Below are 24,735 nucleotides of genomic sequence, written 5' to 3'. Positions count from 1 at the left end.
AAACAAAATTCTTCAAAAAAAGCGATTGAAAAATTTAAAAATTATTATAGAAAATTAATGATTCGATTCCAGAAGTTTTAATGCAATTTGTAAACAAACATGTCTTAAATCACTTCAAAAGATACATAGAATACTTAGATGATGAAAATATTGAAAAAACATCAAATAAAGTAGAAAATTACTACAGACAAACAAATCCAGAAAAAATTAAGAAAACTTACAAAACTAAAAATGGAATTCTAACATTTTTAGACTACCAAATGAAAAACTGGACAAAAAATCACATAAAAATAAAATAAGCCTATAAAATTTTACAACCTCCAATAAATCAAGTTGCTGAAACCGATTATTTAGGTATTGCATCTGGATATGATGAGGATAAACTTGAAAAGCTAGGTTTTACTACAACTAAAGCTCAGGAAGTTAATGCCCCTATAATAAATGAATTAAAAGTTTCAGTTGAATGTAGAGCTATAAATATAATTGAGATAGGAAGCCATACACAAATTACAGGAGAAATCTTAAATATACAAGTAAGTGAAGATGTTTTAGGTGAAAAAGGAAAGGTTGATTTAAAATTACTTAATCCAATAGTTTATGATGATGTTTTATATGACTACTTTAAAGTAGGAGATAAAATAGCTGATGCCTTTAATGTAGGTAGAAAGTTTAGATAAAAACTATAAAATAGTTAAAAAATTTAAACGACCTTAATATCAAATTATCCAAAATTAAAATATTGAAAATATTTAAATACTATGAAAATTAAAACTAACTATAACCTTTATGGGCGGGTTTTAAACTTATTTAAAACTTTTATGATATTATTTTAAATTAAATGGATATATTCCAAAGCAGGCAAATTATAGATTATAAAAATTATTTAGCTTATAATCAAATTTTATAACTATTTTTGTATCTATTTTTGATATAATGTCACTCCAGATATCTTAAGTGACATTAACCCATTAGCCTGTTAAAAAAAAAAAAAATTTTAATATTATATTTTTTACTTAATCTAATAAAAAACTATTTTAGAAATTAGATTAAAACTAAAATTCATATAATAGCTAGATTTCTATACTATTTTATACTTTAATTATAGTTTAGCTATAGCTATGTTTTATTTATACAATTTAAAAAAAAAAAGAAGTTTTATTTAAAAAAAAGTAAAACTTAAAAAATTAAAAAATAATTATTCTAAAAAAATAATTACGTCAAAAAAAAGAGGAATGATATAAATGGCAAAAAAAGCAAGACGTAGAGTACGTGACACTTGGAAAGAAAAATCTTGGTATACTATTAAAACTCCTGTAGCATTTGGAGATAAAGAAATAGGTACCACACCTGCAAGAGATCCAGAATTTGTATATGGAAGAAATGTAGAAGTTACTATGAGAGAATTAACTGGAGACTTCTCCAAACAATACATCAAATTACAATTTGAAGTGGATAACATTAATGGAAATACTGCAAACACTAAATTTACTGGACACAAAACCACTACTGATTATGTAAGAAGTATGATTAGAAGAGGAACCAGTAGAATCGATGCTCCTGTTGTTGTAACTACCCAAGATGAACGTAAATTAAAACTCCATGTATTAGCTGTTACTACTAGAAGGGCGAAATCCTCCCAGCAAAAATTCATGAGAGAAACTATTAACGAATTAGTTACTAGAGTAGCAAGCGAAAAAACCTTTGATGAACTTGTAGAAAACTCTGTAAACGGTAGATTAGCTTCTGAAATTTACCACAAAGCTAAAAAGATCTATCCTCTTAAAAGAGTAGAAATCATCAAAAGTAAAGTATTAGATAAATAAATCTAATATTTTATTTTTTCTTTTTTAAACCTTTTTAAATTAAATAATGCATAATTTTAACTATTCTAACTATTCTAATTTTATATTAAGGTTATACTAGTTCTATACTAGCCTTATACTAATTTTATACTAATTTTAAATCCACTTTTTTAAATTATAATTTTCTTAAATCATATTAACTTAGCTTAATTATTTTAAATAGTCATAAAATAACTTAATTAAAATAAAACTTAAAGTTTCTAGTTAAATAAACTAATAAAATAAGATAAATTATTTAAATAAATAAAAATAAATATTTAATAAATATTAACTTTAAATAAATAACTAAGTTATGAATTCAGCTTAAACTTTATTAAATTTAACTATATTTATACTTACTGTATTATTATACTATAATTATAATGAATTCGATATATTTTCTATAATTATACTAAACTAAATTTTTATAATTATACTAAACTAAATTTCTATGATTATACTAAATTTACTAGCTTATACTATATTTAACTAGAATGTGATTCTATGCAAGAAACTTTAATGATAAATTGGGGATATGTAATACTTCTGTTTATTTTAGGTGGAATAAGTTATAAAAGGAAAAGTTTAGACATGCTAGGCTCCTTAATAATGATTATTATGGGAATTATAATAATCTTTTCAGCAGGGGTTCATTGGTTTATTTTAATCGTGCTATTTTTTATATTAAGTATACTTGCTACACGCTTTTCAAAACCTTATAAAAAAGAAATAGGGCAATATGAAAAAACTAGAACTGCAAAAAATGTAATCTCTAATGGATTAGTGGCTTTTCTAATGGCAGCATTTGGAAGTTATTATCTTCCTTTAGCTGGAGGATTTATCGGAGCAATAGCTACAGCTACAGCAGACACATTAGCTAGTGAAATAGGTGTTCTTCAAGAGCCTCGTTTAATAACTACCTTTAAAAAAGTACCTGCAGGAACTGATGGTGCAATATCAATCTTAGGAACTTCAGCAGCAATTGTAGGTGCAGGAATAATTGGAATTGCTTCATTTTTATTAGGAGTACTGCCAGACCCTTTAATAGCGATTAAAATTTCAGTAATTTCAGGAACTATAGGCTGTTTTATAGATAGTATCCTTGGAGCAGTTCTTGAAAGAAGAAATTACATCAACAATGAACATGTTAATTTACTTGCCACTATTTGTGGAGCTATTATAGGTATTGTTTCGGTGATGTAAGTAAATTCTATTCTTATTAATATTCAATCATTTAATTTTTCTTTGAATTTTTTAAATATTTTTCTAAATTTAGCCATTTTTTACTTAGTTTTAAGCTTATTTAATTCTTATTCTTATAAAAACTTTTTTTAATAAATTATTTTTAATAAATTATTTTTAGTAAATTATTTTTAAAACTTAATTAATACTTACTTTTTTAAAATTTTTTTTAATGAAAATTCAAAAAATAAAAACAAATTTTATAAACATATAAATTCATACTATTTATTAATGGTAAATTATTATAGTCATTAATAATTGCTTTTTAAAATAATAGAAATATTTTAATAGTGTAAGAAAATATTTATTTAGATACAAAATTTAAGTTCAAAATTAAAAATCTTTAAAAAAAATAATTTTATTTTAATTTTCTATTTTATTGTGATGGTGAAAAAATGAAAGGAATAATACTAGTTATGGATGGGATGGGTGGCCGTCCTTTAAAAGAGTTTAACAATCAAACTACACTTCAAGCAGCAAAAACTCCAAATATGGATAAAATGGCTGAAAGAGGAATAACTGGATTAATGGATCCAATTGCTCCTGGAATCATTCCAGGTAGTGATACAGCACATTTATCTATTTTAGGCTACGACCCTTATGAAGTATACACTGGAAGAGGGCCATTTGAAGCATCTGGTGTTGGTGTAGATGTTATTCCTGGAGACATAGCATTTAGATGCAATTTTTCAACTTCAGATAAAGATGGAATCATTACAGACAGACGTGCTGGAAGAATCAGAGATGGAACTGATGAAATTGTAGCAACTTTAAATACAATGAAAATTGAAGGGTATGAAGACATTCAAATCATATTCAAGGAATCAACCGGCCATAGAGCAGTTTTAGTACTTAGAGGGGAAGGATTATCTGGTAAAGTAAGTGATGCTGACCCTAAAGTAGAAGGAAATAAACCTAAAGAGGTTAAAGCTCTTGATACTAGTCCAGAAGCAGAAAAAACTGCAGATATTTTAAATAAATTAGTGGCTAAATCTTATGAAATGATTAAAGACCATCCAGTAAATCTTAAAAGAATAGAAGAAGGTGAAGCACCTGCAAATATTATTATTCCACGTGGTGCCGGCGAAGTACCTGAAGTAGAACTTATTAACGATAAATATGAGGTTAATTCTGCTTGTATTGCAGAAACTGGACTTATTATGGGTATTGGTCGTTTTGCAGGTATGGATATTATAGAAATGGAAGGTGTAACTGGGGGAACCGATACTAACCTAGAAAATATTAGAGACACCATCATCGACCAAGTAAACAATAGTGAACATGACTTCTTATTAATTAATATTGATGGTGCTGATGAAGCTGGACATGATGGTGATGCAAAAGAAAAATTAAAATTTATTGAAAAAGTAGATGAAGTTGTTATGAAGGAAGTTCTTAAACTGGAAAATTCTTATATCTTTTTAACTGCAGACCATTCAACTCCAATTTCAGTTAAAAATCACTCAGGAGACCCAGTTCCTGTTTTGATTAACGGTCCTGAAGTAAGAGTAGATGATGTTTGTGAATATAACGAATATGCAGTAGCTAAAGGAGGCCTCTGTAGAATCAGAGGTGCCGATGTAATGAATATTCTTACTGATTTAATGGGATATGCACATAAGTTTGGAGCTTAAAATTATTATTTATAGAGGTTAAATTATGGAAGAGAAAAAACTATTTGGAACTTCTGGAATCAGAGGCAAAATCGGTTCAGAAATTAGCTCAGAATTAGCATTAAAAATAGGTAAGTCATTAGCTAAATACTTGAATAATACTGGAAAGGTTGTTATTGGCTATGATACTAGAACTACAAATAGAATGTTAGAACAAGCTATTACTGCAGGATTAATTGAAGATGGCCTAGATGTTATTAAAATAGCTATGGTTCCAACACCTCTTGTAGGTTATGCAACTTTAAAGCTTGGTGCAGATGCTGGAATAATGATTACTGCATCTCACAACCCTTCACAATACAATGGAATTAAACTTTGGAATGAAAATGGAATGGCTTACACTCCAGAGCAAGAGGAAAGGATAGAAGAAATCTATTATAATGAGGATTTTGCTAAAGTCGAATGGGATAAGATTGGAATAATAAGCTACAATGATGAAATTAAAAAACAATATATCGATGATTTATTAGAAATTGTAGATATTAAACCTGGACTTAAAGTAGTTATTGATTGTGCATGCGGTGCAGGATCTGAACTTTCACCAATCATATTTAGAAAAGCAGGCTGTGAAGTAATTACCTTAAATTCACAGGTTGATGGATTCTTCCCAGCTAGAAACCCCGAACCAAATGAAGCAAACCTTTCAAGCCTTATGAAAGCAGTTGTAGCAACTGGATCTGACTTAGGAATTGCTCATGATGGCGATGCAGATAGAATGATTACTGTTGATGAAAAAGGTAATGTTTCAGCCTTTGATAAGCTTCTTGCACTTGTTTCAAAGAAATTTGGTGGAACAGTAGTTACTACTGTTGATGCAGGACTATGTATGGATGAAGCAATGACTGAGGTAGGTGGAAAAGTCTTAAGAACCAAAGTTGGAGATGTCAATGTTGCTGATGTTATAATTAAAGAAAATGCTAACTTTGGAGGAGAACCTTCTGGTACTTGGTTACATCCAGACTTCTGTATGTGTCCAGATGGAATATTGTCTGGTCTTAGAATGGCAGAAATCGTATCTAAAGAGGGAAAATTATCAAAACTTTTAGATAGCTTCAATGATTATCCAAATATTAGAGAAAAGGTTATTTGTTCTAAAGAAGAAAAAATAGCTGTTATGGAAAATATGGAAGAACTTTTATCTAATTCCTTTGATGATATTTCTGAAATTAATACAATTGATGGTGTTCGTTTAAGTTTCAATGATGGAAGTTGGGTTTTAGTTAGACCTTCTGGAACTGAAGATTATGTAAGAATAACTTTAGAAGCTAAAACCGAAGAAAAAGCAGACAAAATTAAAGACACTTGTATTAAAATAATTAAAGAGAATATTTAAATATTCTCTAAACTTTCTTTTTTTCTTATTATCACTTTTTTATTCATTTAGAATATTCTATTTTTAATTAAATCATTTAAAAAAAAAAAAGAATTTAAAACCTAATTTTATTAATAAAAATAAGAAAATAGCTTAAAATGAATAAAAATTTATTTAAAAATATAAAAGCCTATAAAAATAGTAAAAATAGAAAAAATTGATAAAAAATAAAAATAAAAATTTTTAAAGGTAAAAGAATTAAAAGAAAACTTATTCATCTTCGGTAATAATTCCTTCAATACCTGCAGCACATTGAGGACATACCCAATCATCTGGGAAGTCTTCTATAGGCCCTGCTGGTACTTTATAAGTTTCATCCCCAGTTTCAGAGTCCCAAGTATATTCACAATGCATACAAACATATTTTACCATATAATCACCTTTTTAAATAATTTAATTAATTAAAAATTAGTTAAAATTAACTATAATTCTATTATGTACAAACTTATATAAAAAACTTTTTTATTAATATAGCTAATATGTGCAAAGCAATTTTTATAATATATCACTTTTAAGGTATGAAAAATAGATAAAATTAGAATAATTTAAATAATTATTTAAATGAATAAAAAGTAATATAAGAATAAGATATTTTAATCTTTGATTTAAATATATAAAATTATATAAAAAATTTATATTTAATCTCTGATTTAAAGATATAAAATTATATAAAAAATTTATATTTAATCTCTGATTTAAAGATATAAAATTATATAAAAAATTTATATTATAGTCAAGAAAAAATGGAAAATATTTAATAACACGGAAATTAAATAACTTATAATAAAATCAGTAAACTGGGAGGAATAAGGTGAAAGCTATAATTTTAAGTGCAGGTGAAGGAACAAGAATGAGACCTCTAACTCTTACAAAACCTAAAACAATGTTACCTGTTGCTGGAAAACCTATTATACAATACAATATAGAGGCATTACGTGATTGTGGCATTGAAGATATTCTTCTTGTCGTGGGATATAAAGAAGAAATAGTTAAAGATTACTTTAAAGATGGTTCACAGCTTGGAGTAAATATCAGTTATGCCACCCAAAGTAAATTAGAAGGAACTGCAGATGCAATTGGTTATGGAAAAGACTTCATCAAAGACAGTCTAATTACTCTTAATGGAGATATCATATTAGATGTTGAAATACTTAGTGAAATCATTGAAGATTATGAAAAATCCAAACCAGACACATTGATAGTATTAACTGAAGTAGAAGATCCAAGTGCATTTGGTGTTGTTGAATTAGATGGAGATAAAATTATTAATATTGTTGAAAAGCCTAAAAAAGAAGAAGCTCCAAGTAATTTAATCAATACAGGTATTTATATTTTTAATAAAGATATTTTCGATAAAATTGAAAAAACTGAAATTTCACCAAGAGGAGAATATGAAATTACAGATTCATTATCCCTTCAGATTGCAGATGGAAAAGTAGTTAAAGGACATAAAACCACTAAGGAATGGATGGATATTGGAAAGCCATGGGAATTAATTGAAATTAATGAGGAATTACTTAATCATATTGAAGGAGAGATTATAGGAACTGTTGAAGAAGGAGCTACCATCCATGGAGAAGTGTTTTTAGACGAAGGCAGCCTCATTCGTTCAGGAGTTTATATTGAAGGGCCAGTATACATTGGTAAAAACTGTGATATTGGGCCTAATTCTTATATTAGAGGAAATTCCTACTTTGGAGATAATGTTCACATTGGTAATGCTGTAGAAATTAAAAACTCAATTATTATGGAAAATACGAATGTAAGTCATTTAAGTTATGTTGGAGATTCAATCTTAGGTTCTAACTGTAATATTGCAGCTGGAACTAATATCGCTAATTTACGTTTCGATAATAAAACTGTAAAAACCACTATTAAAAATAAAAGAACTGATACTGGAAGGCGTAAATTAGGCGCAATTGTAGGAGATTCTGTAAAAACTGGTATTAACTCAAGTTTAAGTCCTGGAGTTAAAATTGGAGTAAGGTCTACAATTGGTTCTGGTGTTTTATTATATGAAGACCTAGAGTCTGATATGAGAGTACTAGTAAGACAAGAACATATTATTCAAAATAAAAAAGAAACAGGACAAGTCCCATTAGGAGGAGTCCATAACCCAAAATAAACTTATTAATTTATCATAATTAATAAAAAAAACTAAAAAAGGAGTATATTATGAAACTCGATGAACCCGTAAAAATATTCCCTGGTGCACAAGTATTCGGTGATGTTGAAATTGGTAAAAATTGCTCTATTTGGCATGGAGCAATAATTAGAGGAGATTCAGGCCCTATAAGAATTGGTAAAAATACTAATATCCAAGACAACTGTGTCTTACATTCCTCCTTAGGCTTAACTCTTAAAATTGGAGATAATGTATCTGTAGGGCATTGCGCTGTAGTTCACGGATGTGTTCTTGAAGACAATGTCCTTATAGGAATGAATGCTACTGTATTAGATGGTGCTAAAATTGGTAAAAATTCAATCGTAGGTGCTGGTGCAGTAGTTGGTGAAAATAAGGAATTTCCAGAAAATAGTTTAATCTTAGGAGTTCCTGGAAAATTCATTAAAGAAACTAGTCAAGAACAAAGAGAGCACATTCTTTGGAATGCAGAACACTATGTTGAACTTGCAAATGAATATGATGAATAAATCATCTATTCATCTACTTTTTTTTAAAATATTTAAATAACTATTAAAAATAAAATAAAATAATTAATACTTAAAAGATTTAGCTAAATAAATAAGTTTTTTTTATTTTTATTAAGATTTAATAGCTATTAAAATCATATAATTATTAGTATGATCTAACTTTTAATGAATTAAATTTTAAAGAAATTAAAAATTATAACCATCCTTAGAGAATTACTATTTAAGAAACTTATTATTAAAGATTTATTATTAAAGAAGGAAAAATAATGAAAGTACGTAATGCAGTGGAAGAATTAGACCCATATGTTCCAGGAAGATCCAAAGAAGAAATTGCACAAGAATTCGGAGTGAAAAAAGAAGATATCATCAAATTAGGATCTAATGAAAACCCATGGGGACCATCTCCAAAAGTAAAAGAGGCTATTGAAGCAGAACTTAAAAACATTAACAGATATCCGGAATCTGATTTAGAAGAACTTAAAAAAGAATTTGCAAGATACTCCGATGTAAAACAAGAGCAAATAATCATCGGCGGAGATGGAGCAGATGAGCTTATTGATACCTTAGCAAAAACTTTTATTGAAGAGAAAGATGAATTTATAGTCCCTTTACCTTCTTATATGTATTATGAATTTTTATTTAAGCCCTATGGTGCAATTCCCCATTATGCTAAATGGAATCTCAAAACCAATACTTTGGATTTAGATTCTGTACTTGATGCTATCAATGAAAAAACAAAGATCTTATTTTTATGCACTCCAAATAACCCAACCGGTGGATTAATTAGCCAGGATGAATTTAGAGCAATCTTAAATAAAACAAATAAATCTAAAGGCGGAGTATGTGATGCAATAGTTGTAATAGATGAAGCATACTTTGAATACTCAAAAACAAATAATGTAAACCTTTTAGAAGAATATGATAATATCTTCATCATTAGAACCATGTCTAAAGTAATGGGCCTTGCAGGTATGAGAATTGGTTATGGCATTTCAACTAAAGAGATTATTGAATACATGCACAGAATTAAACCTGTTTTCTCACTTACAAAGCTTTCTTATATAGCTGCTTTAACTACAATAAAAGATAGTGAATATATTGAAGAGTCAATTGAAAAAGGAATTGAAAGTAGGGATTTCTTATATGATGAAATATCTAAAATGAAATCTGTAAAAGCCTATAAATCCTATTCTAACTTTATCTTAATTGATATCCATAATACTGGATTTCGAGCAGCAGAGTTAACAAGAGAGTTTATGAAAAGAGGAATGATTGTTAGAGATTGTAGCTCTTTTAAAGGATTAGATGATTATTATATTAGAATAAGCATTTGTACATTAGAAGAAGACAAAAAATTCATTGAAGTTATGAAAGAAATTCTAAATGAATAAATCAATAAATGATGATTAAAATAAGCAATAAAAATAATAAAAATAATAAAAATAATAAAAATAATAAAAATAAAAATAAAAGTAATAAAAATAAAATTAATAAAAATAAAAGTAATAAAAATAAAAGCAATGAAAAAGAATTAAAAGATTTTATAGGTTTTTGATAAAATGGAATACAGTGCAACAGTTACTTCATCAATTGAATATCCTAAAAATATGTCTTTTGTAATATTTTTAGCAAAATGTCCTCTTAAATGTCCTTACTGTAGCAATAGTGAAATATTAGAAAGGGGAACTGAAATTAGTTTAGAAGAAATCTATGAAAAAATCGATGATTCTGCACTATTTATTGATGCTGTTGTAATATCTGGTGGCGAACCTTTAGTACAATATGAAGATGTAATTGAAATCTTTAAATATGTTAAAGAAATTGGTCTTAAGACTAAATTAGATACAAGTGGTGTCTATCCAGATAGATTAAGAAAAATCCTAGATTTAGATTTAGTTGATTATGTCGCTATGGATGTTAAAGCTCCATCCGATAAGTATAATGAAATAATTAAAGCAGATATTGGAGATAAAGTCAGAGAATGTATGAAAATTGTAAATGAACATGAAGATGTCATTTTAGAATGCAGAACTACCTATTGTCCAGCATTACTTAAAGAAGAAGACTTATTTACAATAGCTAATGAAGTAGATTGTGATTTATACACCTTACAACAATTTAGAAATAGATGTGTTTTAGATGAATCTTTAGCAGAAGCAGAAGAACCAAATCCTCATGATATGGAAAATATTGCTAAAAAGATTAAAAAATTACATCCAAACCAAAATATAAATGTGAAAACTGCAGAATTTGGTCAAAAAAGCGTTTAAATTTAATTAATTATTATATTAGCATTATAAAATATCTATTTTTAAAATAACTTATTAGTTTAAACTAATAAATTATTATATCATCCCTATAAAATGCCTATTTTTAAAATTTTATCTGTTTAAACTAATAAGTTATTTTAAAAATTTATTAAAATTAAATAGATAAGTTTATTAATTTTTCTATAAAGATAATAATATATAAAATAGAAAAAGTAATCTTAATTTAATTTTAATTTTTTCTATAATTTATTCAATTTTTAAATTATTTTATTAACTCTTTTTTAATAAAATTCTCCAAAAAAGGTGATAAGATGCCAATAATGTCCTTTGGAAGTCAAAATATCAATATAATTACCAATAAAAAAGCTATGACTATAAGGAAATTATGGAAAACACCTTTAAAAGTAGGAGATAGACTTCATTGCTATTGGAACCTAGCTTCTAAAGAAAAAAAGAAAATTTTTGAAGCTGAAGTTATTGATGTTAAAACCCTTCCCTTTAAAGAAATAAAAAATAATGAGGAATTAGCTCAAGAAGAAGGATACGAAGATTCTCGTGAAATGATTAGGGAATTTAAAAAAATGTATCCCAATGGAATCTCAGATGATGACCTATTCCAAGTTATTTATTTTGAAAAATTAGACATCAATAAATGGAAAGGAGAAAAAATAGATCAAAAAGAGATGATTACTCAAAGAGCAGATATTCTATTTGATACAGGAAAATATGATAAATCTGCATTATGTTATAATGCTGCTTTAAAAATAGATCCTGATGATGTTTATCTTTTAAATAAAAAAGGAGACAATCTTAGTAGATTAGACCGTTTTGATGAAGCTATTGAATGTTATGATAAAGCTTTAGAGCTTGAAGGAAGTAATGAATACATTTGGAACAATAAGGCAATAGCTATGCTTAACTCTGGAAAGGTAGAAGAAGCTTTAGTTGCAAGTGATGGAGCATTAAATGCTAATCCAACTAACCCCATAGTTCTTTATTGGAGAGGATTTATTCTAGAAATCCTAGCAGAGTTTGATAAAGCCTTAGCAGTTTATGATAAATTAATTACAATAGATGATTCTAATCCCGAAGTCTGGAATGCACGTGGAAATGTTTTAACTGATATGGAAAGACCTGAAGAAGCATTAAAATCCTATGATAAAGCTTTAGAATTATGTTTAGAAGATTCTGAAATAGATGCATCTGCACAAAATAGAAAAGGTAATGCGCTACTTGATCTTGGTCGTTTTGAAGAAGCTATTAAATGTTATGACAGAGCTATTGAGCTTGAACCAAAAAACACATCTTTCCTTCTAAACAAAGGAGTGGTTTTAATGGAGCTTGATAAATTTGATGAAGCTGAAATCCTTTTTACTAAAGTTCTTGCTTTAGACCCATCAAATGATGATGCAAGAGTTTTAAAAATGGAATGTCTTGACAATATGTAATTTTAGCATTTAACTATTTCTAATAATCCAAATTTAATACTATATTTTATTATATTTTAATAATTTTAATTGATTTTAACTATTTTTAATAATTAATTATGTGTATTAGGACAATGATAAAAAATAAAAAATTGATTTGGATTAATTTAATTAAAGTATTGATTAATTAAAAATAGGTTTACTATATATAACTATAATTTAATAATACTTAAAACTAAAATAATAAAATATAAATTTTTAGTAAAAAATTAAAAAGAATAAAATATAAATTCCTAGCAAAAAATTAAAAGTAAATTAAAGATAGATTCTTTGAAAAAAATTAAAAAAGTAAAAGTAAAATAATAAAAATAAAAAAGTTTTAAAAAAGAGTTAAAAATCTAAATTATCAACTACATTAACAAATTTATCCATTAAATTATAGGTTCCATTAATTGGTTCATAAGAATATGTTTCATAGTTAATTGTAGGAGTTCCCGCTTGTTCAACTGGCAAAGTTATATAAGGAGGACTTGATTGAGCCTCAGGGAAATAAAGCTATTAATAATAGCTCTTATAGAAATTTTTAAAATCTTCATTTATAGTTTAGTTTTTATATTTTTCCACTAAGCTAATTCCCCAATTAGCCATTTCATTTGCTTTCTCTTGAGAATCAGATTCAGCAAAACATCTAAAGATTGGTTCAGTACCAGAAGGTCTGATAATTACCCAACCATCATCTTTCAAGATTTTAACTCCATCAGTTGTATCAAGCTCAAAATCAGTAGTTTCTTTAATCTCATCTGCTATTTTATCCATTACATCTTCTTTTAAATCATCAGGACAACTGATTTTTAATTTTTCTTGATAATAAACTGGAAGCTCTGCTACAAGTTCAGATAATGGTTTATCCTCTTTAACAAGAATTTCAAGTATCTTTGCTACAGTCATAGCTGCATCCCTTCCATAGATAAAATCTGGGAAAATTAAACCACCGTTTTCTTCTCCACCAAATAAACCATCAGTATCTTTAAGTTCCCTTGCAACAAGTAAATCGCCAACAGCAGTAGCTATTACTTCACCATTGTACTCCTCTGCAATATCATAAATAGCTTGAGAAGTAGCTACAGTAGTTACAATAATACCTCCTCCATTTTCTTTTAACATTTGTTTTTCAACAAGTGCAAAGGTTTTATCACCTAAAACAAAGTTTCCTTTATCATCAATACAAATGGTTCTATCTGCATCACCGTCATGAGCAAGGCCAATATCAGCACCTAATTTTTTCACAGTATTAATTAAATCTTGAAGGTTTGCTTCAATTGGCTCTGGATCTCTTCCTGGGAAGAATCCGTCTGCTTGACAATTAATTGTTGTTAGTTCACAACCTAAATTTTTAAGAATATATGGAGCTGTATAAGAACCTGCCCCTGAACCACAATCAAGAACAACTTTAAGTTTTCTATTTCTAATAGATTCTACATCTACTCTTTTTAATGTTTCTGCAATATACTCTTTAATTATAGTATCATTAGTGAAAACATCCCCAATTTTATCCCAAGATGCACGATTAGGTTCTGAGTCGAAGTATAGTTTCTCAACTTCAATTTCCATATCATCAGAAGTACCTATACCAAACTCATCTACAAATTTCAGCCCATTATCTTTTGAAGGATTATGAGAAGCGGTTACAATAATACCTCCATCATAATAATTTCTTACAGCATACTGAATAGCAGGAGTAGGAAGAGTTCCTAAATCTACAACATCACAGCCAGAAGAAAGCAATCCTGCAGTGATTGCATATTTAAGCATTGGAGTACTTGTTCTTGTATCTCCACCAATAGCTATAGTTCCTCCAACAATAGATCCATAACTTGCAGCAAGACGTGATGCAAATTCAGGAGTTAAAACATCATTTGCAGTTCTTCTTACACCAAATGTACCAAATAATCTTTTTTTTACCATTTTATGACCTTATAAAATTAATAATTAATTAAATACTAAGTAAGTTAAAAGTTTCTTAAATTTAAATATATTTTTGTTTATAAAGTTTAAATACTTTATCAAAAATAAACTTATCCCACAAAAATTAAAAAAAACTTATCCCATACAAATTAAAAAAAAAAAAAAAAAAAATAAACTTATCCCATGATTAAATTAATATATTCAATTTCTTTGAATTTCCAATCAAAGCTAAGAAGATTTTCAATATTATGTTCTTTCATTAATATTAAACTTGAATCTCTAAAACTTCATTTTAGCTGTAAAAAAATAAAATAATTATAACTAAAAATACAATAATAAAAATCAATTAAAATAATTATAAGCTATATGAATGTAGCAATTATGAAATTTAATATCATATAAGAAATTAGAAAGAAATTTAATCTAATAAATAAGATAAATTAAGAAACTAGTTTAATCGAATTTGAATTAGATAAAATTAACTCCATTGAAGATTTATATTCAGTTATACTGCCAATGACCCTCACTTTATGATTTTTAAAACTATTTAAATCATTACCTGCTTCTTTAAGTTCAACTAGTGTTGATTCAAAAATTATTAAATTTATTTTACCTGTTCCATCATTCAATTCTATAAAACAAGAACTGCCACTTGATGATTCTTTTATAGATTCAACTACCCCTGTAATAGCTACTGTTTCTCCAATATTGTCTCTTGTAATCTCTTTTATTTGTATTTCTTTTGGTTCAATATATGATGCAAAAACCAACATCCCAATAATCCCCATAAGAGATGTAATCAATGCAATTTTAAATATTTTTTCATCTGTAATTTGAATAATACCACCTCAAAAAGATATTTATAAAATTAATCTATTTAAAAAATAAATTAAGGACTTAAATAGATTTATTAAACTAATAAGATATAAATATTTCTTAAAATTAGAAATAAGATTATAATTAAACTATAAAATTATAAAAAGTTAATAATATTCCATAAAATATGAAAATAAATTAAAAATAGAATAATGAATTAGAAATAGAAAAGTAAATTAAAAATAGAAAAATAAAGTTTATTAAAAAAATAAAGTAAAGTAAAAAAATAAATTAACTCAATAAAAATTAAAAAAAGTAGAAAATAAAAAATAAATTAACTCAATAAAAATTAAAAAAAGTAGAAAATAAAAAAAATGGATTTAAAAATATTAGCCATTAAACATTGATTCTAATCTTTCAACTGTATCAATATCTTCTAATCCTTTGTCTGTTCTGATTCTTTTTACAACTGGGAAGCGTAAAGAGTAACCAGCTGAGTATTCTGGGCTTTTTACAATCTCACTATATGCAATTTCAAAAATAATTTTTGGATGAACAGTTATACGAGTTCCCCTCTCAGTGATTTTAAGCTCTTCCATCTTTTCAGTAAGATTTGCTAAGTCATCATCAGAAAGGCCTGTTCCTACATGAGTAATAGTTTGTAACTGGTCATTTTCATCACGAAGAGCTATTTCATAAGAACCTATGAAATCTCCCCTTTTACCAATTCCTTTCACTCCTCCAACAACAACAGCATCTAATGTTTCAGGTTCTGCTTTAAATTTCAACATCTTTTTGCCACGAATTCCCGGAATATATGGTTCTGCACAGTTTTTAATCATTATTCCTTCATGTCCCCCTTCAATTGATTTATTAAATAAATCTACTGCATCCCCTATATTCTCAGGGCTTACTTTAACAATATCACTAAGATTTAGTTCTGGATTTGAGGAATCTACAATACTCTCCAAGATTTCTCTACGTTTTATAATTGGCTCATCAACTGTTGGCTCTTTAAAGTAAAGCAAATCATATAAAAAGATTTTTATAGGTACATTTTTCATAGTTTCTTTAATATCATATTTTCTTCTAACCCTTTGTAATACACTTTGGAATGGCTGAGGTTTACCATTTTTAAAACCTATAATTTCCCCCTCTGCAATAAAATCTTCATCTGGAAGCCCTTCCCTAATTAATTCAACTGCATCAGGAAATGCCAATGTAACATTTTCTAAGCGACGAGTAAATAAAGTAATTTCATCACCATTCTTATGGAACTGAGTACGGAACCCATCATATTTTGTCTCACAAAGTGCACATCCCATTTCTTCAATACTTATATCAATAGCTTCAGATAACTGTGCAAGCATTGGTTTTACTGGCCTACCAGGAATCAATGTTAATTTTTTAAGTCCCTCTTCACCTTCTTCCTTTGCTACTTTTGCAACAAGACCTAAATCATTTGTTAACATATGAGCTCGCTCAGCAACTGCTTTATCAATATCAAAGGCAAGGGATATTGCATCACGAATAATTCCTTCCCCTACACCAATTCTAAGCTCTTCTAAAATAGTTCTGCAAATATATTTAGCTTCAATTGCTGAAGCAGAGGACAAAAGCTCAAGAATATTAGAAATTTTACGAGTAGTAGATCTACTTCCAGATATTGTGCTTAATTTTCTTAGTTGATTATAAACAAAGTTAACAGTTAAAGCTTGTGAAAAAAATGTCATTTGAGTCTTTTTAGCGTATAATTTCTCTGCAGCAGCTCCAATATCCCCTTCATCACGAACAGCATCTTCAACTAATTCTACCGATACTCCTACAACATCTCCAACAGCCCTCATGATTAGCTTATCACCAATACCCTGTTCATCTTCACTCCAAGAAGGAAAAACACGCCCTAAAGCCATTAAAGTAATCTTTTCTAAATCTTCAACATCAACAGTTTTAAGAAAATCTGCTAAAATATCTCTTTTTTCTAATCTTTTTGTAGTTGCACCTAATGCCTCGTAAACTTTAACAAGTTCCCCATATTTCATTTTAATCCCCTAAATTAAACTATTTAAAAATCGTTAGTTATAATATTTGAAAGGTAAGTATTGATCAAAAGTCTCCTTTAGCTATTTTAACTGCACAATATTCTCCACACATTGAACACATTTCATCATCTTTAAGTTCACATTTATTTCTATAATGATATGCTTTAGCTTTATCAAAAGCCAGATTGAATTGGCCCTCCCAATCAAAATTTTTCCTTGCAGTTGCCATCTTTACTTCTTTATCCCATGCAGTTTCTAAACCTAAAGCAAGATCTGCAGCTTGAGCAGCGATTTTACTTGCAACCACACCTTCTTTAACGTCTTCTAATGAAGGTAGGGATAAGTGCTCTGCAGGTGTTACATAGCATAAGAAATCAGCTCCACTTGAAGCAGCAATAGCTCCTCCAATAGCAGAGGTAATATGATCATAACCTGGTGCTAAGTCTGTAACAATTGGGCCTAAAACATAAAATGGAGCTCCATGACATAATGTCTTTTGTATTTCCATATTTGATTTTATTTGATTTAATGGAACATGCCCCGGACCTTCTACCATCGTTTGAACTCCAAGCTCTTGAGCTCTTTTTACAAGTGTTCCTAAAGTAACCAGCTCTTGAATTTGAGAAGTGTCCGTTGCATCAGATAGGCAGCCTGGTCGCAGTCCATCACCTAAAGAAAGGGTAATATCATGCTCTAATGCAATTTCAAGAAGATAATCATAGTTAGCATATAATGGGTTTTCCTTTTCATTGTGTAGAATCCATGATGCAAGGAAAGTTCCTCCCCTACTTACAATACCCATCATTCTTTTAGCTTTTTGTAGTTTATCAACTAGATCACAGTTAATACCACAGTGAAGCGTCATAAAATCAACACCATCACGAGCCTGATGGATGATTGAATTAAATATATCATCTTCATCCATATCAATGATTTCTTTACCGTTATTTAATTTAATAACTCCTGCTTCATAAATAGGAACAGTTCCTATAGGAACATCTACAGAATCCATAATTTTCTCTCTGAATTCTAGTAATTTAGGACCTGTACTTAAGTCCATTATTGCATCTGCACCAAAATCAACTGCTAATTTCGCTTTTTTAATTTCTAAATCAATCTCCTCAATTTGATTTGATGAACCTATATTTGCATTAATTTTAGTAGATAATCCTTGACCAATACCACAAGCTTTTGTTTCTCTATCAATATTTTTTGGAATTACAATAGTTCCATTTGCAAGTCCCTTTAAGATCTTATCTACATCTACCTTTTCAAATTCAGCAACAGCTTTCATTTCAGGTGTAATATTACCTTTTTTTGCCTCAGTCATCTGTGTCATTAAAGCACCTTTTTACAATAGTTTTACTAAACTTAATAATTTATCATATAAAATTTTGTAATTACTCATTTAATTAATTTTTTATATTTTAAAAAAGTTAATAAAAAAACAATATATCACTGCATTAAAAAAAATAAAAAAACAAATGTATCACTGCATTAAAAAAAATAAAAAAATAAAAATAGCTCCAATATGCTAAAATTAAAAAAAGTTTAGAAAAATTTATAAATTTTTGACAGCCTAAAAAAATAAAGTTATTAAAAATAATCTTTGAATAGCATAATATAAAATAAATGAACAAAATTTAATCAAACTAAATAAATTAAGGATATTATCTTTTTTAACTTTGAAAAAAATGAATAAACATATATTTAAATAATTGAAAAACTAAATTATTATATAACCAACAAAAGTTGGAAAATTTTTAGGAGATTTAAAATGAAAAACTATTTCGACATTAAAGATAAAGTGGCACTTGTTACTGGAGCATCATCAGGATTAGGTTGGCAAATTGCTCAGGCTTTCGCAAGCCAAGGTGCAAAAATGGCATTATTCGCTCGTAGAGAAGACAGATTAGAAGAAAATGCTAAAATATTAAAAGACGAATATGGCTGCGAAGTCATCTATGCAGTAACTGATGTTAGTGATGTAGACAACATTGCAGAATCTGTTCAAAAAGTAATGGATGCTTATGGAAGAATTGATATTTTAGTTAATGCAGCAGGTATTGGAAACAACTTAATGGTTGTTGACCAGCCTAAAGAAAACTGGGATAGTATCATAAACATTAACCTAAGCAGTGTATATTATATGTGTAAAGCTGTTGGAGAAATCATGATTAAACAAAATTACGGTAAAATCATCAACATTGGTTCTATCCACAGTAGAGTAATCTTCCCTGGAGGAGGAATTAGTGCATATTCCTCTGCAAAAGGTGGAGTGATGAACTTAACTAAAGATTTAGCTGTTGAATGGGCACAATACAACATTACTGTAAATGCAATTGGCCCAGCAGTATTTGCAACTGAATTAACCGAAGATTCCATAGCATTAGACGGATTTATGGATCTTATTAAAGCATACTGTCCAGCAGGCCGTTTAGGTGAACCTGGTGAATTGGATGGTATTGCAATTTACTTAGCATCCGATGCTTCCAGTTACTGTACAGGCCAATTAATCTGTATTGACGGTGGATGGACTGCAATATAACTAAAAAATAAATAATAAATAATAAAGGGAGAGCTATTAAAGCTCCCCCATAATTTATTTTTTTCTTATTTTAAATACTACTTTTCTAAGCTATTTATCCAGATTATTTATAAAAAAATTAAAATACCTCTCCTAGAATCAAATAATATTTCCCATTGAATTAAATAAAAAATAAAATAATTAAGGAATTGTTTTAATGATTAGAATTAGATAAATTGTTAAAGCCATTTAAAAAAAAGAATAATTAGAAAATAATGAAAACAATGAAAATCCTAGTGAAATTAATTACTGTAATCTGCATCTAATAATGCATCAAATTGATAGTTTGGATATTTATTTCTAATTTCCTCTAAAACCTTCTCTTTTACTTTATGGCTATTTGCATTAAAATCAACAATAATATCAAAAGTAATCAAATTAATATCATCATCCACATAAAAACCATGCATTTCCAATATTTCCGGATAGTTTTTAATAATTTCTATAAGATCCTCTTTAATTTTTCCAAATTCCTTATCTGTATTAGATGCATATATACCTACAGTTAAAACAATCCCAAATTCATTGTTTATATGGTATTGAATCTTTCTTGTTAGCTTGTGTATGTCTCTTGCAGTCATATTATCCTTAAGTTCAACATGTACAGAACCCATCAATTGTGTTGGACCATAATTATGCAGTACCAAATCATAAGCTCCTAAAACTTCATCGAATGATTTAACAGTTTCTTTAAGCCTATCAGTTATCTCACTATCTACACGAGTACCAATCATACTACTTAATGTTTCAGATAACATTTCAATAGCTGCTTTTATAATAACAAGTGCAATTATAGTTCCTAGGATACCTTCCAAACTAATGTTCCAAATTAAACTAATAATAGCAGCTACTACTGTAGACAACGATAGAATTGCATCAAACAATGCATCACTACCAGATGCAACTAATGATTGGGAATTTATCTCTTTTCCTTTATCTTTCACATATCTTCCTAAAAGGAATTTAACAACTACAGCTACAGCAATTATGAAAATTGAAACAAAATTATAATCTGCAAGAACTGGATTAAATATTTTTGGAAATGATTCCTCTAAAGCAGTTATACCTGCTAATAAAACAATAACAGATATTATTACAGATGAAAAGTATTCTATCCTACCATAACCATAAGGATGTTTTTTATCTGGAGCCTTACCTGCTAATTTTGTTCCAATAATAGTAATAATCGAAGATAAAGCATCAGTTAAGTTATTTACTGCATCCAATGTAATTGCAATACTATTTACCATTATTCCAATAGTTGCTTTAAATGCAACAAGAATTAAATTTACCATTATCCCAATAACACTAGTTTTTACTATTATTTTATTCCTATCCATGAAAATACCCCAATTAATAAAATAAAAAAATAATTAATTATAATTAGATTTACAAGTTAAATATATTTTATCATTAAATCTTTACTGATTTAATAATTCCAATTTAAAATAATAAAAGCTCCATAATATTCTAAAATCAAATATTTAAAGATATTCTTAAAATCGATTCATGCTTAATTAAGTTAATGATAATTAAAAAAATAAAAAATTACTAAATAAATTAATAAACAAGATATAAAAATCTAATAATAATCAATGAATATATCAATAATAAGTAAACAAAATTGTAATATAATAAAATTTATTTAAAATAAATAATTATTAAAAATGAATAAAATTATACATTAAAGTATGAAATCTCCATTTAATTATGTATATATTCAAATTCATCAATAAATTTATATATATTAAAAACTTAATATATAAATACAATAGTAGGAGGCATAATATGAAAAAAGATTCCGTTTTTAATCATGAAAAAAGTTTTTTAAATTCTTGGTATAATATGAGAAAGGGATTTGAAGATTTTTTTAAAAGTAAAAGTAAAAATCTAAACATTAATCCTGCAGAAGCCATGTTTTTATCAAGGATTTATTATAAAGATGGAATTAGCCAAAGAAAAATTGCAAATGGATTAAATGTTTCAGAAGCAAATATTACAAAAACTTTTAAAAAATTGGAAGAAAAGGAATTAGTCTATAAAACCATTGACAAAGAGAATAATGCTCGCCGTAATTTACATTTAACAGAAAAAGGAGTGAAAACATTTGAAAAATGTATGAAAATATTTGAAGAATTCGATAAAATTCTCTTTGAAGGGTTAACTGGAGACCAAAAAGAAAAAATGGAAAATCAAGTTAATACCATTTCTAATAAATCTATAAATGTTATAAAAAAATAAAAGTAAAAAGTAATATATTCCCAAAATACCTCATTTAAATCATTTTATTAGTTATAAAAAATAGGGATAGCTAAAAATACTAAAAAAAGAAAAAACCATGTAAAATAGGGATAGTTAAAACTACTAAAAAAATAGGGATAGTTAAAACTACTAAAAAAATAGGGATAGTTAAAACTACTAAAAAATATAAAAAATAAAGGGACTGTAAAATTTTATAGGTTTAAATTTATTTTTAATTATTTTATTTATAAATAAATAATAAATTTTTATTTTTAAGCCTAAACTTTTTTACAATCACAAAATACATAAAAAAATAAATTATGCTTCGGCATCTATTTCTACATCTTCATTTCTAGAAGATACATTCAATTTTGCACTTTCTTTACTGCTTTTTTCATCTAAATTAATTAGCAAAGCATCCTCTTCTAAAGCACCCGGATCTTTTTCTATACATTCTTTAACTTTAGCAGTGATTGCTCCACCATCTTCATTATCAATCATACTAACAAGTTCTACTTGTTGTTGGAACCTTTCTACACCATCCAGTGGAAGGTTATCTACGAATGGAATAGCACCAGTAGCTCCGGTGATTTTCTTCTTCTCAGGGTCGCAACCATTTTCATGTAATGCTTGGAAACTTTGACCAGTAATGTGACCTTGCACTTCAGCACCACAAAGAACTAAAAATCTGATGTTTGGGTTTGAAATAATGTTTGCTACAACTTTTTCAATACCAAGGTTTTCAGTTTTACAAGGCCCCGCAATAGCAGCTCCAGCAGCAGCTGGAATATCTTCATTGTGAGAAGCTAAAGTAGTTACAGCAATAGGGCTTTCTGGGTCTCCTACAATATAATCTCCACTAACAACAGGCCAAGTATCAGCAGTAGGTTTTTTATCTACCATAATATCACTCCTCTAATTTTATTAAATCTTAGCAATTTTAAATCTTTTTAAATAATTACTATGAAATCAAACTAAAATTAATTAATACAAAAAAATAAAAAAAATAAAAAAAAACTAATAAAATCTTAATCTCATAGTAAACTATCTACAAAATGATTATACTTAAATAAATATTTAAATATTTTGTAACTAATTAAGTATAAAAAGTATGTGATATCAAAAATAGCTAAAAACAAGTCAAAATAACTAAAAATAACTAAAAATAACTAAAAAAGATAAGAAATAGAAATAAAAAAGATAAGAAATAGAAATAAAAAGTTAAAAAAATACTAACAAATAACAAAGATTAAAAAAATAAAAACATTTGAAAAAAAAACAACAACAAATAACAAAGATTAAAAAAATAAAAACATTTGAAAAAAAAAACAACAACAAATAACAAAGATTAAAAAAAAAATGAATGATTTATTAATTTAATTATGAATTAATAAAACATCTTTTTCAGAGTCTTTAAGTACTCTCTCTGCAACACTACCAATAACAAATTTCTTAAGTCCACTTTTACCAGAGGAAGCAATGATAATTAAATCACAGCCTTCTTCTTCTGCAACTTCATTAATTGATTCTGCAGGGAAGCCTACAACAACTTTAGTTTTTACATTAACACTATCATCAAAACCTTCTTTCATTGCTTTAACATTATCATTAGCTTCTTTAAGAGCTTCTTTATTAGCTTTATCAATGTCCTTGCTTCTTTGAAAGGCCGTTTTTCTTAATTCCATTGCAACAGAAAGAATAATAATTTCACCATCTTCTGCCAATAGCTTAGTAGCTCTTTCAATTTCACGTACAGAGTATTCGGATCCATCAGTTGGTAATAAAATTTTTTTATACATAGTTCCACACTTAAATTTTAAAATACAAAGCTCAATTTAAAATAACAAATTATTAATATTTATTAATATATTTATTTTAATAATATAAGTACATTTTTAAGGTAACTGAGATAAGTTATATATAATCCATAGTAATATAAACTCACCGTTGGTTTAAATACTTATGAGTTTGAACAGATAGTTTTACATTCTCTAGGCGAGGGAAATTCTCCCTAAGCAAATTAGTAATTTCAATATCTTGACTAAATTCAGGCTGTAGCCAAATTGTTTTATTATAATTATATTTATTTTTTAATGAGATTACTTCATTTATATCCTTTTGAGAGCTAATAACAAATTTAAAGAATGTATTTTCATATTTATAATAATTTTCAAATACTTTTTCTTTGTTTTCTTTTGGGCTAATTACATATTCTATTTCAGTAATATAATCAAAAATAGAACCATTAGTTTCTAATTGAATTTTGATATCCTTTGGAAGTTCTTTAATTAAGCCTTTAATTTCATCCATTTGTAAAGTAGGTTCTCCACCAGTTATGATTAATGTTTTGATATTGTTAAATTCCATTTGACTTATTAGAATTTCACAAACATCCCCAACAGATAATATTTCATAAGTAGAAACATCAGTATCACACCACTCACAGTTTAAATTACAGCCGTACAATCTTAAAAAAGTAGCAGGAGTTCCTACATAAGGCCCTTCTCCTTGAAATGATGTGAAGATTTCACTAACTTTAATTTTAATCACCTACTTTAAAAAAATATTAATTTGCAAATTTTAATCACCTAATTTAAAAAATATTAA

Annotated in this window: 22 protein-coding genes and 1 pseudogene; 13 read left to right on the top strand and 10 right to left on the bottom strand. The window is 27.4% G+C overall.

Going from position 1 to position 24,735, the window contains the following annotated elements; translation table 11 throughout:
• The 6 genes and pseudogenes from BM020_RS06005 to glmM (BM020_RS05980) all read left to right on the top strand — a co-directional run.
• Positions 1-299, top strand: a pseudogene (locus tag BM020_RS06005) (ISNCY-like element ISM1 family transposase); the annotation flags it as partial.
• A 9-nt stretch (positions 300-308) separates the two neighbouring features.
• Entirely contained in the window at positions 309-677 is a 369-nt protein-coding gene (locus BM020_RS09975) for a flavin reductase family protein (protein ID WP_083405379.1), read from the top strand.
• A gap of 564 nt (positions 678-1,241) precedes the next feature.
• A complete protein-coding gene (locus tag BM020_RS05995) occupies positions 1,242-1,823 on the top strand; it encodes a 30S ribosomal protein S3ae (protein ID WP_067145322.1) in 582 nt (193 codons plus the stop codon).
• 522 nt (positions 1,824-2,345) lie between these two features.
• Entirely contained in the window at positions 2,346-3,044 is a 699-nt protein-coding gene (locus BM020_RS05990; protein ID WP_200781250.1) for a TIGR00297 family protein, read from the top strand.
• A gap of 434 nt (positions 3,045-3,478) precedes the next feature.
• On the top strand, positions 3,479-4,717 hold the full coding sequence (locus BM020_RS05985) for a 2,3-bisphosphoglycerate-independent phosphoglycerate mutase (RefSeq protein WP_074798582.1): 1,239 nt from the start codon (positions 3,479-3,481) through the stop codon (positions 4,715-4,717).
• A gap of 25 nt (positions 4,718-4,742) precedes the next feature.
• Complete coding sequence (gene glmM / locus BM020_RS05980) at positions 4,743-6,089, top strand: phosphoglucosamine mutase (protein ID WP_074798580.1); 1,347 nt, start codon at positions 4,743-4,745, stop codon at positions 6,087-6,089.
• A gap of 249 nt (positions 6,090-6,338) precedes the next feature.
• Here the strand turns inward: glmM (BM020_RS05980) and BM020_RS05975 are convergent, their stop codons facing one another.
• A complete protein-coding gene (locus BM020_RS05975) occupies positions 6,339-6,500 on the bottom strand; it encodes a rubredoxin (protein ID WP_074798578.1) in 162 nt (53 codons plus the stop codon).
• A 439-nt stretch (positions 6,501-6,939) separates the two neighbouring features.
• Between BM020_RS05975 and glmU the strand changes: the two genes are divergently transcribed.
• From glmU to BM020_RS05950, 5 genes are all read left to right on the top strand, one after another.
• Positions 6,940-8,253, top strand: a complete 1,314-nt coding sequence (gene glmU, locus BM020_RS05970) for a bifunctional sugar-1-phosphate nucleotidylyltransferase/acetyltransferase (protein ID WP_067145316.1) — start codon at positions 6,940-6,942, stop codon at positions 8,251-8,253.
• Between the two features lie 50 nt (positions 8,254-8,303).
• A complete protein-coding gene (locus tag BM020_RS05965; protein ID WP_067145314.1) occupies positions 8,304-8,780 on the top strand; it encodes a gamma carbonic anhydrase family protein in 477 nt (158 codons plus the stop codon).
• A 266-nt stretch (positions 8,781-9,046) separates the two neighbouring features.
• Positions 9,047-10,171: a histidinol-phosphate transaminase gene (gene hisC / locus BM020_RS05960; protein WP_067145312.1), complete on the top strand. Its 1,125-nt coding sequence runs from the start codon at positions 9,047-9,049 to the stop codon at positions 10,169-10,171.
• A 168-nt stretch (positions 10,172-10,339) separates the two neighbouring features.
• Entirely contained in the window at positions 10,340-11,050 is a 711-nt protein-coding gene (locus BM020_RS05955; RefSeq protein WP_067145310.1) for an anaerobic ribonucleoside-triphosphate reductase activating protein, read from the top strand.
• 311 nt (positions 11,051-11,361) lie between these two features.
• Complete coding sequence (locus tag BM020_RS05950) at positions 11,362-12,498, top strand: tetratricopeptide repeat protein (RefSeq protein ID WP_067145308.1); 1,137 nt, start codon at positions 11,362-11,364, stop codon at positions 12,496-12,498.
• Positions 12,499-12,867: 369 nt separating this feature from the next.
• Here the strand turns inward: BM020_RS05950 and BM020_RS09895 are convergent, their stop codons facing one another.
• The 5 genes from BM020_RS09895 to thiC all read right to left on the bottom strand — a co-directional run bounded on the left by BM020_RS09895 (position 12,868) and on the right by thiC (position 18,639).
• The gene (locus BM020_RS09895; protein ID WP_256379536.1) at positions 12,868-12,990 is read right to left on the bottom strand and encodes a hypothetical protein; all 123 of its coding nucleotides are present in this window, start codon (positions 12,988-12,990) and stop codon (positions 12,868-12,870) included.
• A 90-nt stretch (positions 12,991-13,080) separates the two neighbouring features.
• Complete coding sequence (gene glmM / locus BM020_RS05940; protein ID WP_074798575.1) at positions 13,081-14,442, bottom strand: phosphoglucosamine mutase; 1,362 nt, start codon at positions 14,440-14,442, stop codon at positions 13,081-13,083.
• 440 nt (positions 14,443-14,882) lie between these two features.
• Positions 14,883-15,215 (bottom strand): exodeoxyribonuclease VII large subunit, encoded by a 333-nt coding sequence (locus BM020_RS05935; protein WP_234970524.1) that lies wholly within the window; start codon positions 15,213-15,215, stop codon positions 14,883-14,885.
• Positions 15,216-15,647: 432 nt separating this feature from the next.
• The gene (locus BM020_RS05930; RefSeq protein ID WP_074798573.1) at positions 15,648-17,300 is read right to left on the bottom strand and encodes an ATP-dependent DNA ligase; all 1,653 of its coding nucleotides are present in this window, start codon (positions 17,298-17,300) and stop codon (positions 15,648-15,650) included.
• 64 nt (positions 17,301-17,364) lie between these two features.
• Positions 17,365-18,639, bottom strand: coding sequence for a phosphomethylpyrimidine synthase (thiC, locus tag BM020_RS05925; protein WP_067145300.1), 1,275 nt, complete (start codon positions 18,637-18,639; stop codon positions 17,365-17,367).
• Between the two features lie 438 nt (positions 18,640-19,077).
• Here thiC and BM020_RS05920 point away from each other — a divergent pair, with 438 nt between their 5' ends.
• Positions 19,078-19,848 carry an SDR family oxidoreductase gene (locus tag BM020_RS05920; protein WP_067145298.1) on the top strand — a complete coding sequence of 257 codons (771 nt, stop codon included), beginning with the start codon at positions 19,078-19,080 and terminating at the stop codon, positions 19,846-19,848.
• 281 nt (positions 19,849-20,129) lie between these two features.
• On the opposite strand, the gene BM020_RS05915 is transcribed toward BM020_RS05920, so the two are convergent.
• Positions 20,130-21,227: a cation diffusion facilitator family transporter gene (locus tag BM020_RS05915; protein WP_067145295.1), complete on the bottom strand. Its 1,098-nt coding sequence runs from the start codon at positions 21,225-21,227 to the stop codon at positions 20,130-20,132.
• Positions 21,228-21,675: 448 nt separating this feature from the next.
• Here BM020_RS05915 and BM020_RS05910 point away from each other — a divergent pair, with 448 nt between their 5' ends.
• Complete coding sequence (locus BM020_RS05910) at positions 21,676-22,128, top strand: MarR family transcriptional regulator (protein ID WP_067145293.1); 453 nt, start codon at positions 21,676-21,678, stop codon at positions 22,126-22,128.
• A gap of 318 nt (positions 22,129-22,446) precedes the next feature.
• On the opposite strand, the gene mtrA is transcribed toward BM020_RS05910, so the two are convergent.
• From mtrA to BM020_RS05895, 3 genes are all read right to left on the bottom strand, one after another.
• A complete protein-coding gene (gene mtrA, locus BM020_RS05905) occupies positions 22,447-23,031 on the bottom strand; it encodes a tetrahydromethanopterin S-methyltransferase subunit A (RefSeq protein WP_067145292.1) in 585 nt (194 codons plus the stop codon).
• Between the two features lie 473 nt (positions 23,032-23,504).
• Entirely contained in the window at positions 23,505-23,927 is a 423-nt protein-coding gene (locus BM020_RS05900) for a universal stress protein (protein ID WP_067145290.1), read from the bottom strand.
• Positions 23,928-24,069: 142 nt separating this feature from the next.
• Complete coding sequence (locus BM020_RS05895) at positions 24,070-24,678, bottom strand: 7-carboxy-7-deazaguanine synthase QueE (protein WP_067145288.1); 609 nt, start codon at positions 24,676-24,678, stop codon at positions 24,070-24,072.
• Between the last annotated feature and the right edge of the window lie 57 nt (positions 24,679-24,735).

The organism is Methanobrevibacter olleyae, from assembly GCF_900114585.1.
Lineage (GTDB): Archaea > Methanobacteriota > Methanobacteria > Methanobacteriales > Methanobacteriaceae > Methanobrevibacter > Methanobrevibacter olleyae.
This window is presented reverse-complemented; position numbering and strand designations above follow the sequence as displayed.

Excerpts from the sequence above, each read along its gene's own strand:
- glmM (WP_074798575.1), bottom strand. The coding sequence starts at position 14,442 with ATGGTAAAAAAAAGATTATTTGGTACATTTGGTGTAAGAAGAACTGCA.
- glmM (WP_074798580.1), top strand. The coding sequence starts at position 4,743 with ATGGAAGAGAAAAAACTATTTGGAACTTCTGGAATCAGAGGCAAAATC.
- BM020_RS05995 (WP_067145322.1), top strand. The coding sequence starts at position 1,242 with ATGGCAAAAAAAGCAAGACGTAGAGTACGTGACACTTGGAAAGAAAAA.
- BM020_RS05975 (WP_074798578.1), bottom strand. The coding sequence starts at position 6,500 with ATGGTAAAATATGTTTGTATGCATTGTGAATATACTTGGGACTCTGAA.
- BM020_RS05950 (WP_067145308.1), top strand. The coding sequence starts at position 11,362 with ATGCCAATAATGTCCTTTGGAAGTCAAAATATCAATATAATTACCAAT.
- hisC (WP_067145312.1), top strand. The coding sequence starts at position 9,047 with ATGAAAGTACGTAATGCAGTGGAAGAATTAGACCCATATGTTCCAGGA.
- BM020_RS05985 (WP_074798582.1), top strand. The coding sequence starts at position 3,479 with ATGAAAGGAATAATACTAGTTATGGATGGGATGGGTGGCCGTCCTTTA.
- thiC (WP_067145300.1), bottom strand. The coding sequence starts at position 18,639 with ATGACACAGATGACTGAGGCAAAAAAAGGTAATATTACACCTGAAATG.
- BM020_RS05915 (WP_067145295.1), bottom strand. The coding sequence starts at position 21,227 with ATGGATAGGAATAAAATAATAGTAAAAACTAGTGTTATTGGGATAATG.
- BM020_RS05930 (WP_074798573.1), bottom strand. The coding sequence starts at position 17,300 with ATGAAATATGGGGAACTTGTTAAAGTTTACGAGGCATTAGGTGCAACT.
- BM020_RS05900 (WP_067145290.1), bottom strand. The coding sequence starts at position 23,927 with ATGTATAAAAAAATTTTATTACCAACTGATGGATCCGAATACTCTGTA.
- BM020_RS05965 (WP_067145314.1), top strand. The coding sequence starts at position 8,304 with ATGAAACTCGATGAACCCGTAAAAATATTCCCTGGTGCACAAGTATTC.
- BM020_RS05955 (WP_067145310.1), top strand. The coding sequence starts at position 10,340 with ATGGAATACAGTGCAACAGTTACTTCATCAATTGAATATCCTAAAAAT.
- mtrA (WP_067145292.1), bottom strand. The coding sequence starts at position 23,031 with ATGGTAGATAAAAAACCTACTGCTGATACTTGGCCTGTTGTTAGTGGA.
- BM020_RS05920 (WP_067145298.1), top strand. The coding sequence starts at position 19,078 with ATGAAAAACTATTTCGACATTAAAGATAAAGTGGCACTTGTTACTGGA.
- BM020_RS05910 (WP_067145293.1), top strand. The coding sequence starts at position 21,676 with ATGAAAAAAGATTCCGTTTTTAATCATGAAAAAAGTTTTTTAAATTCT.
- BM020_RS05990 (WP_200781250.1), top strand. The coding sequence starts at position 2,346 with ATGCAAGAAACTTTAATGATAAATTGGGGATATGTAATACTTCTGTTT.
- BM020_RS05935 (WP_234970524.1), bottom strand. The coding sequence starts at position 15,215 with ATGTTGGTTTTTGCATCATATATTGAACCAAAAGAAATACAAATAAAA.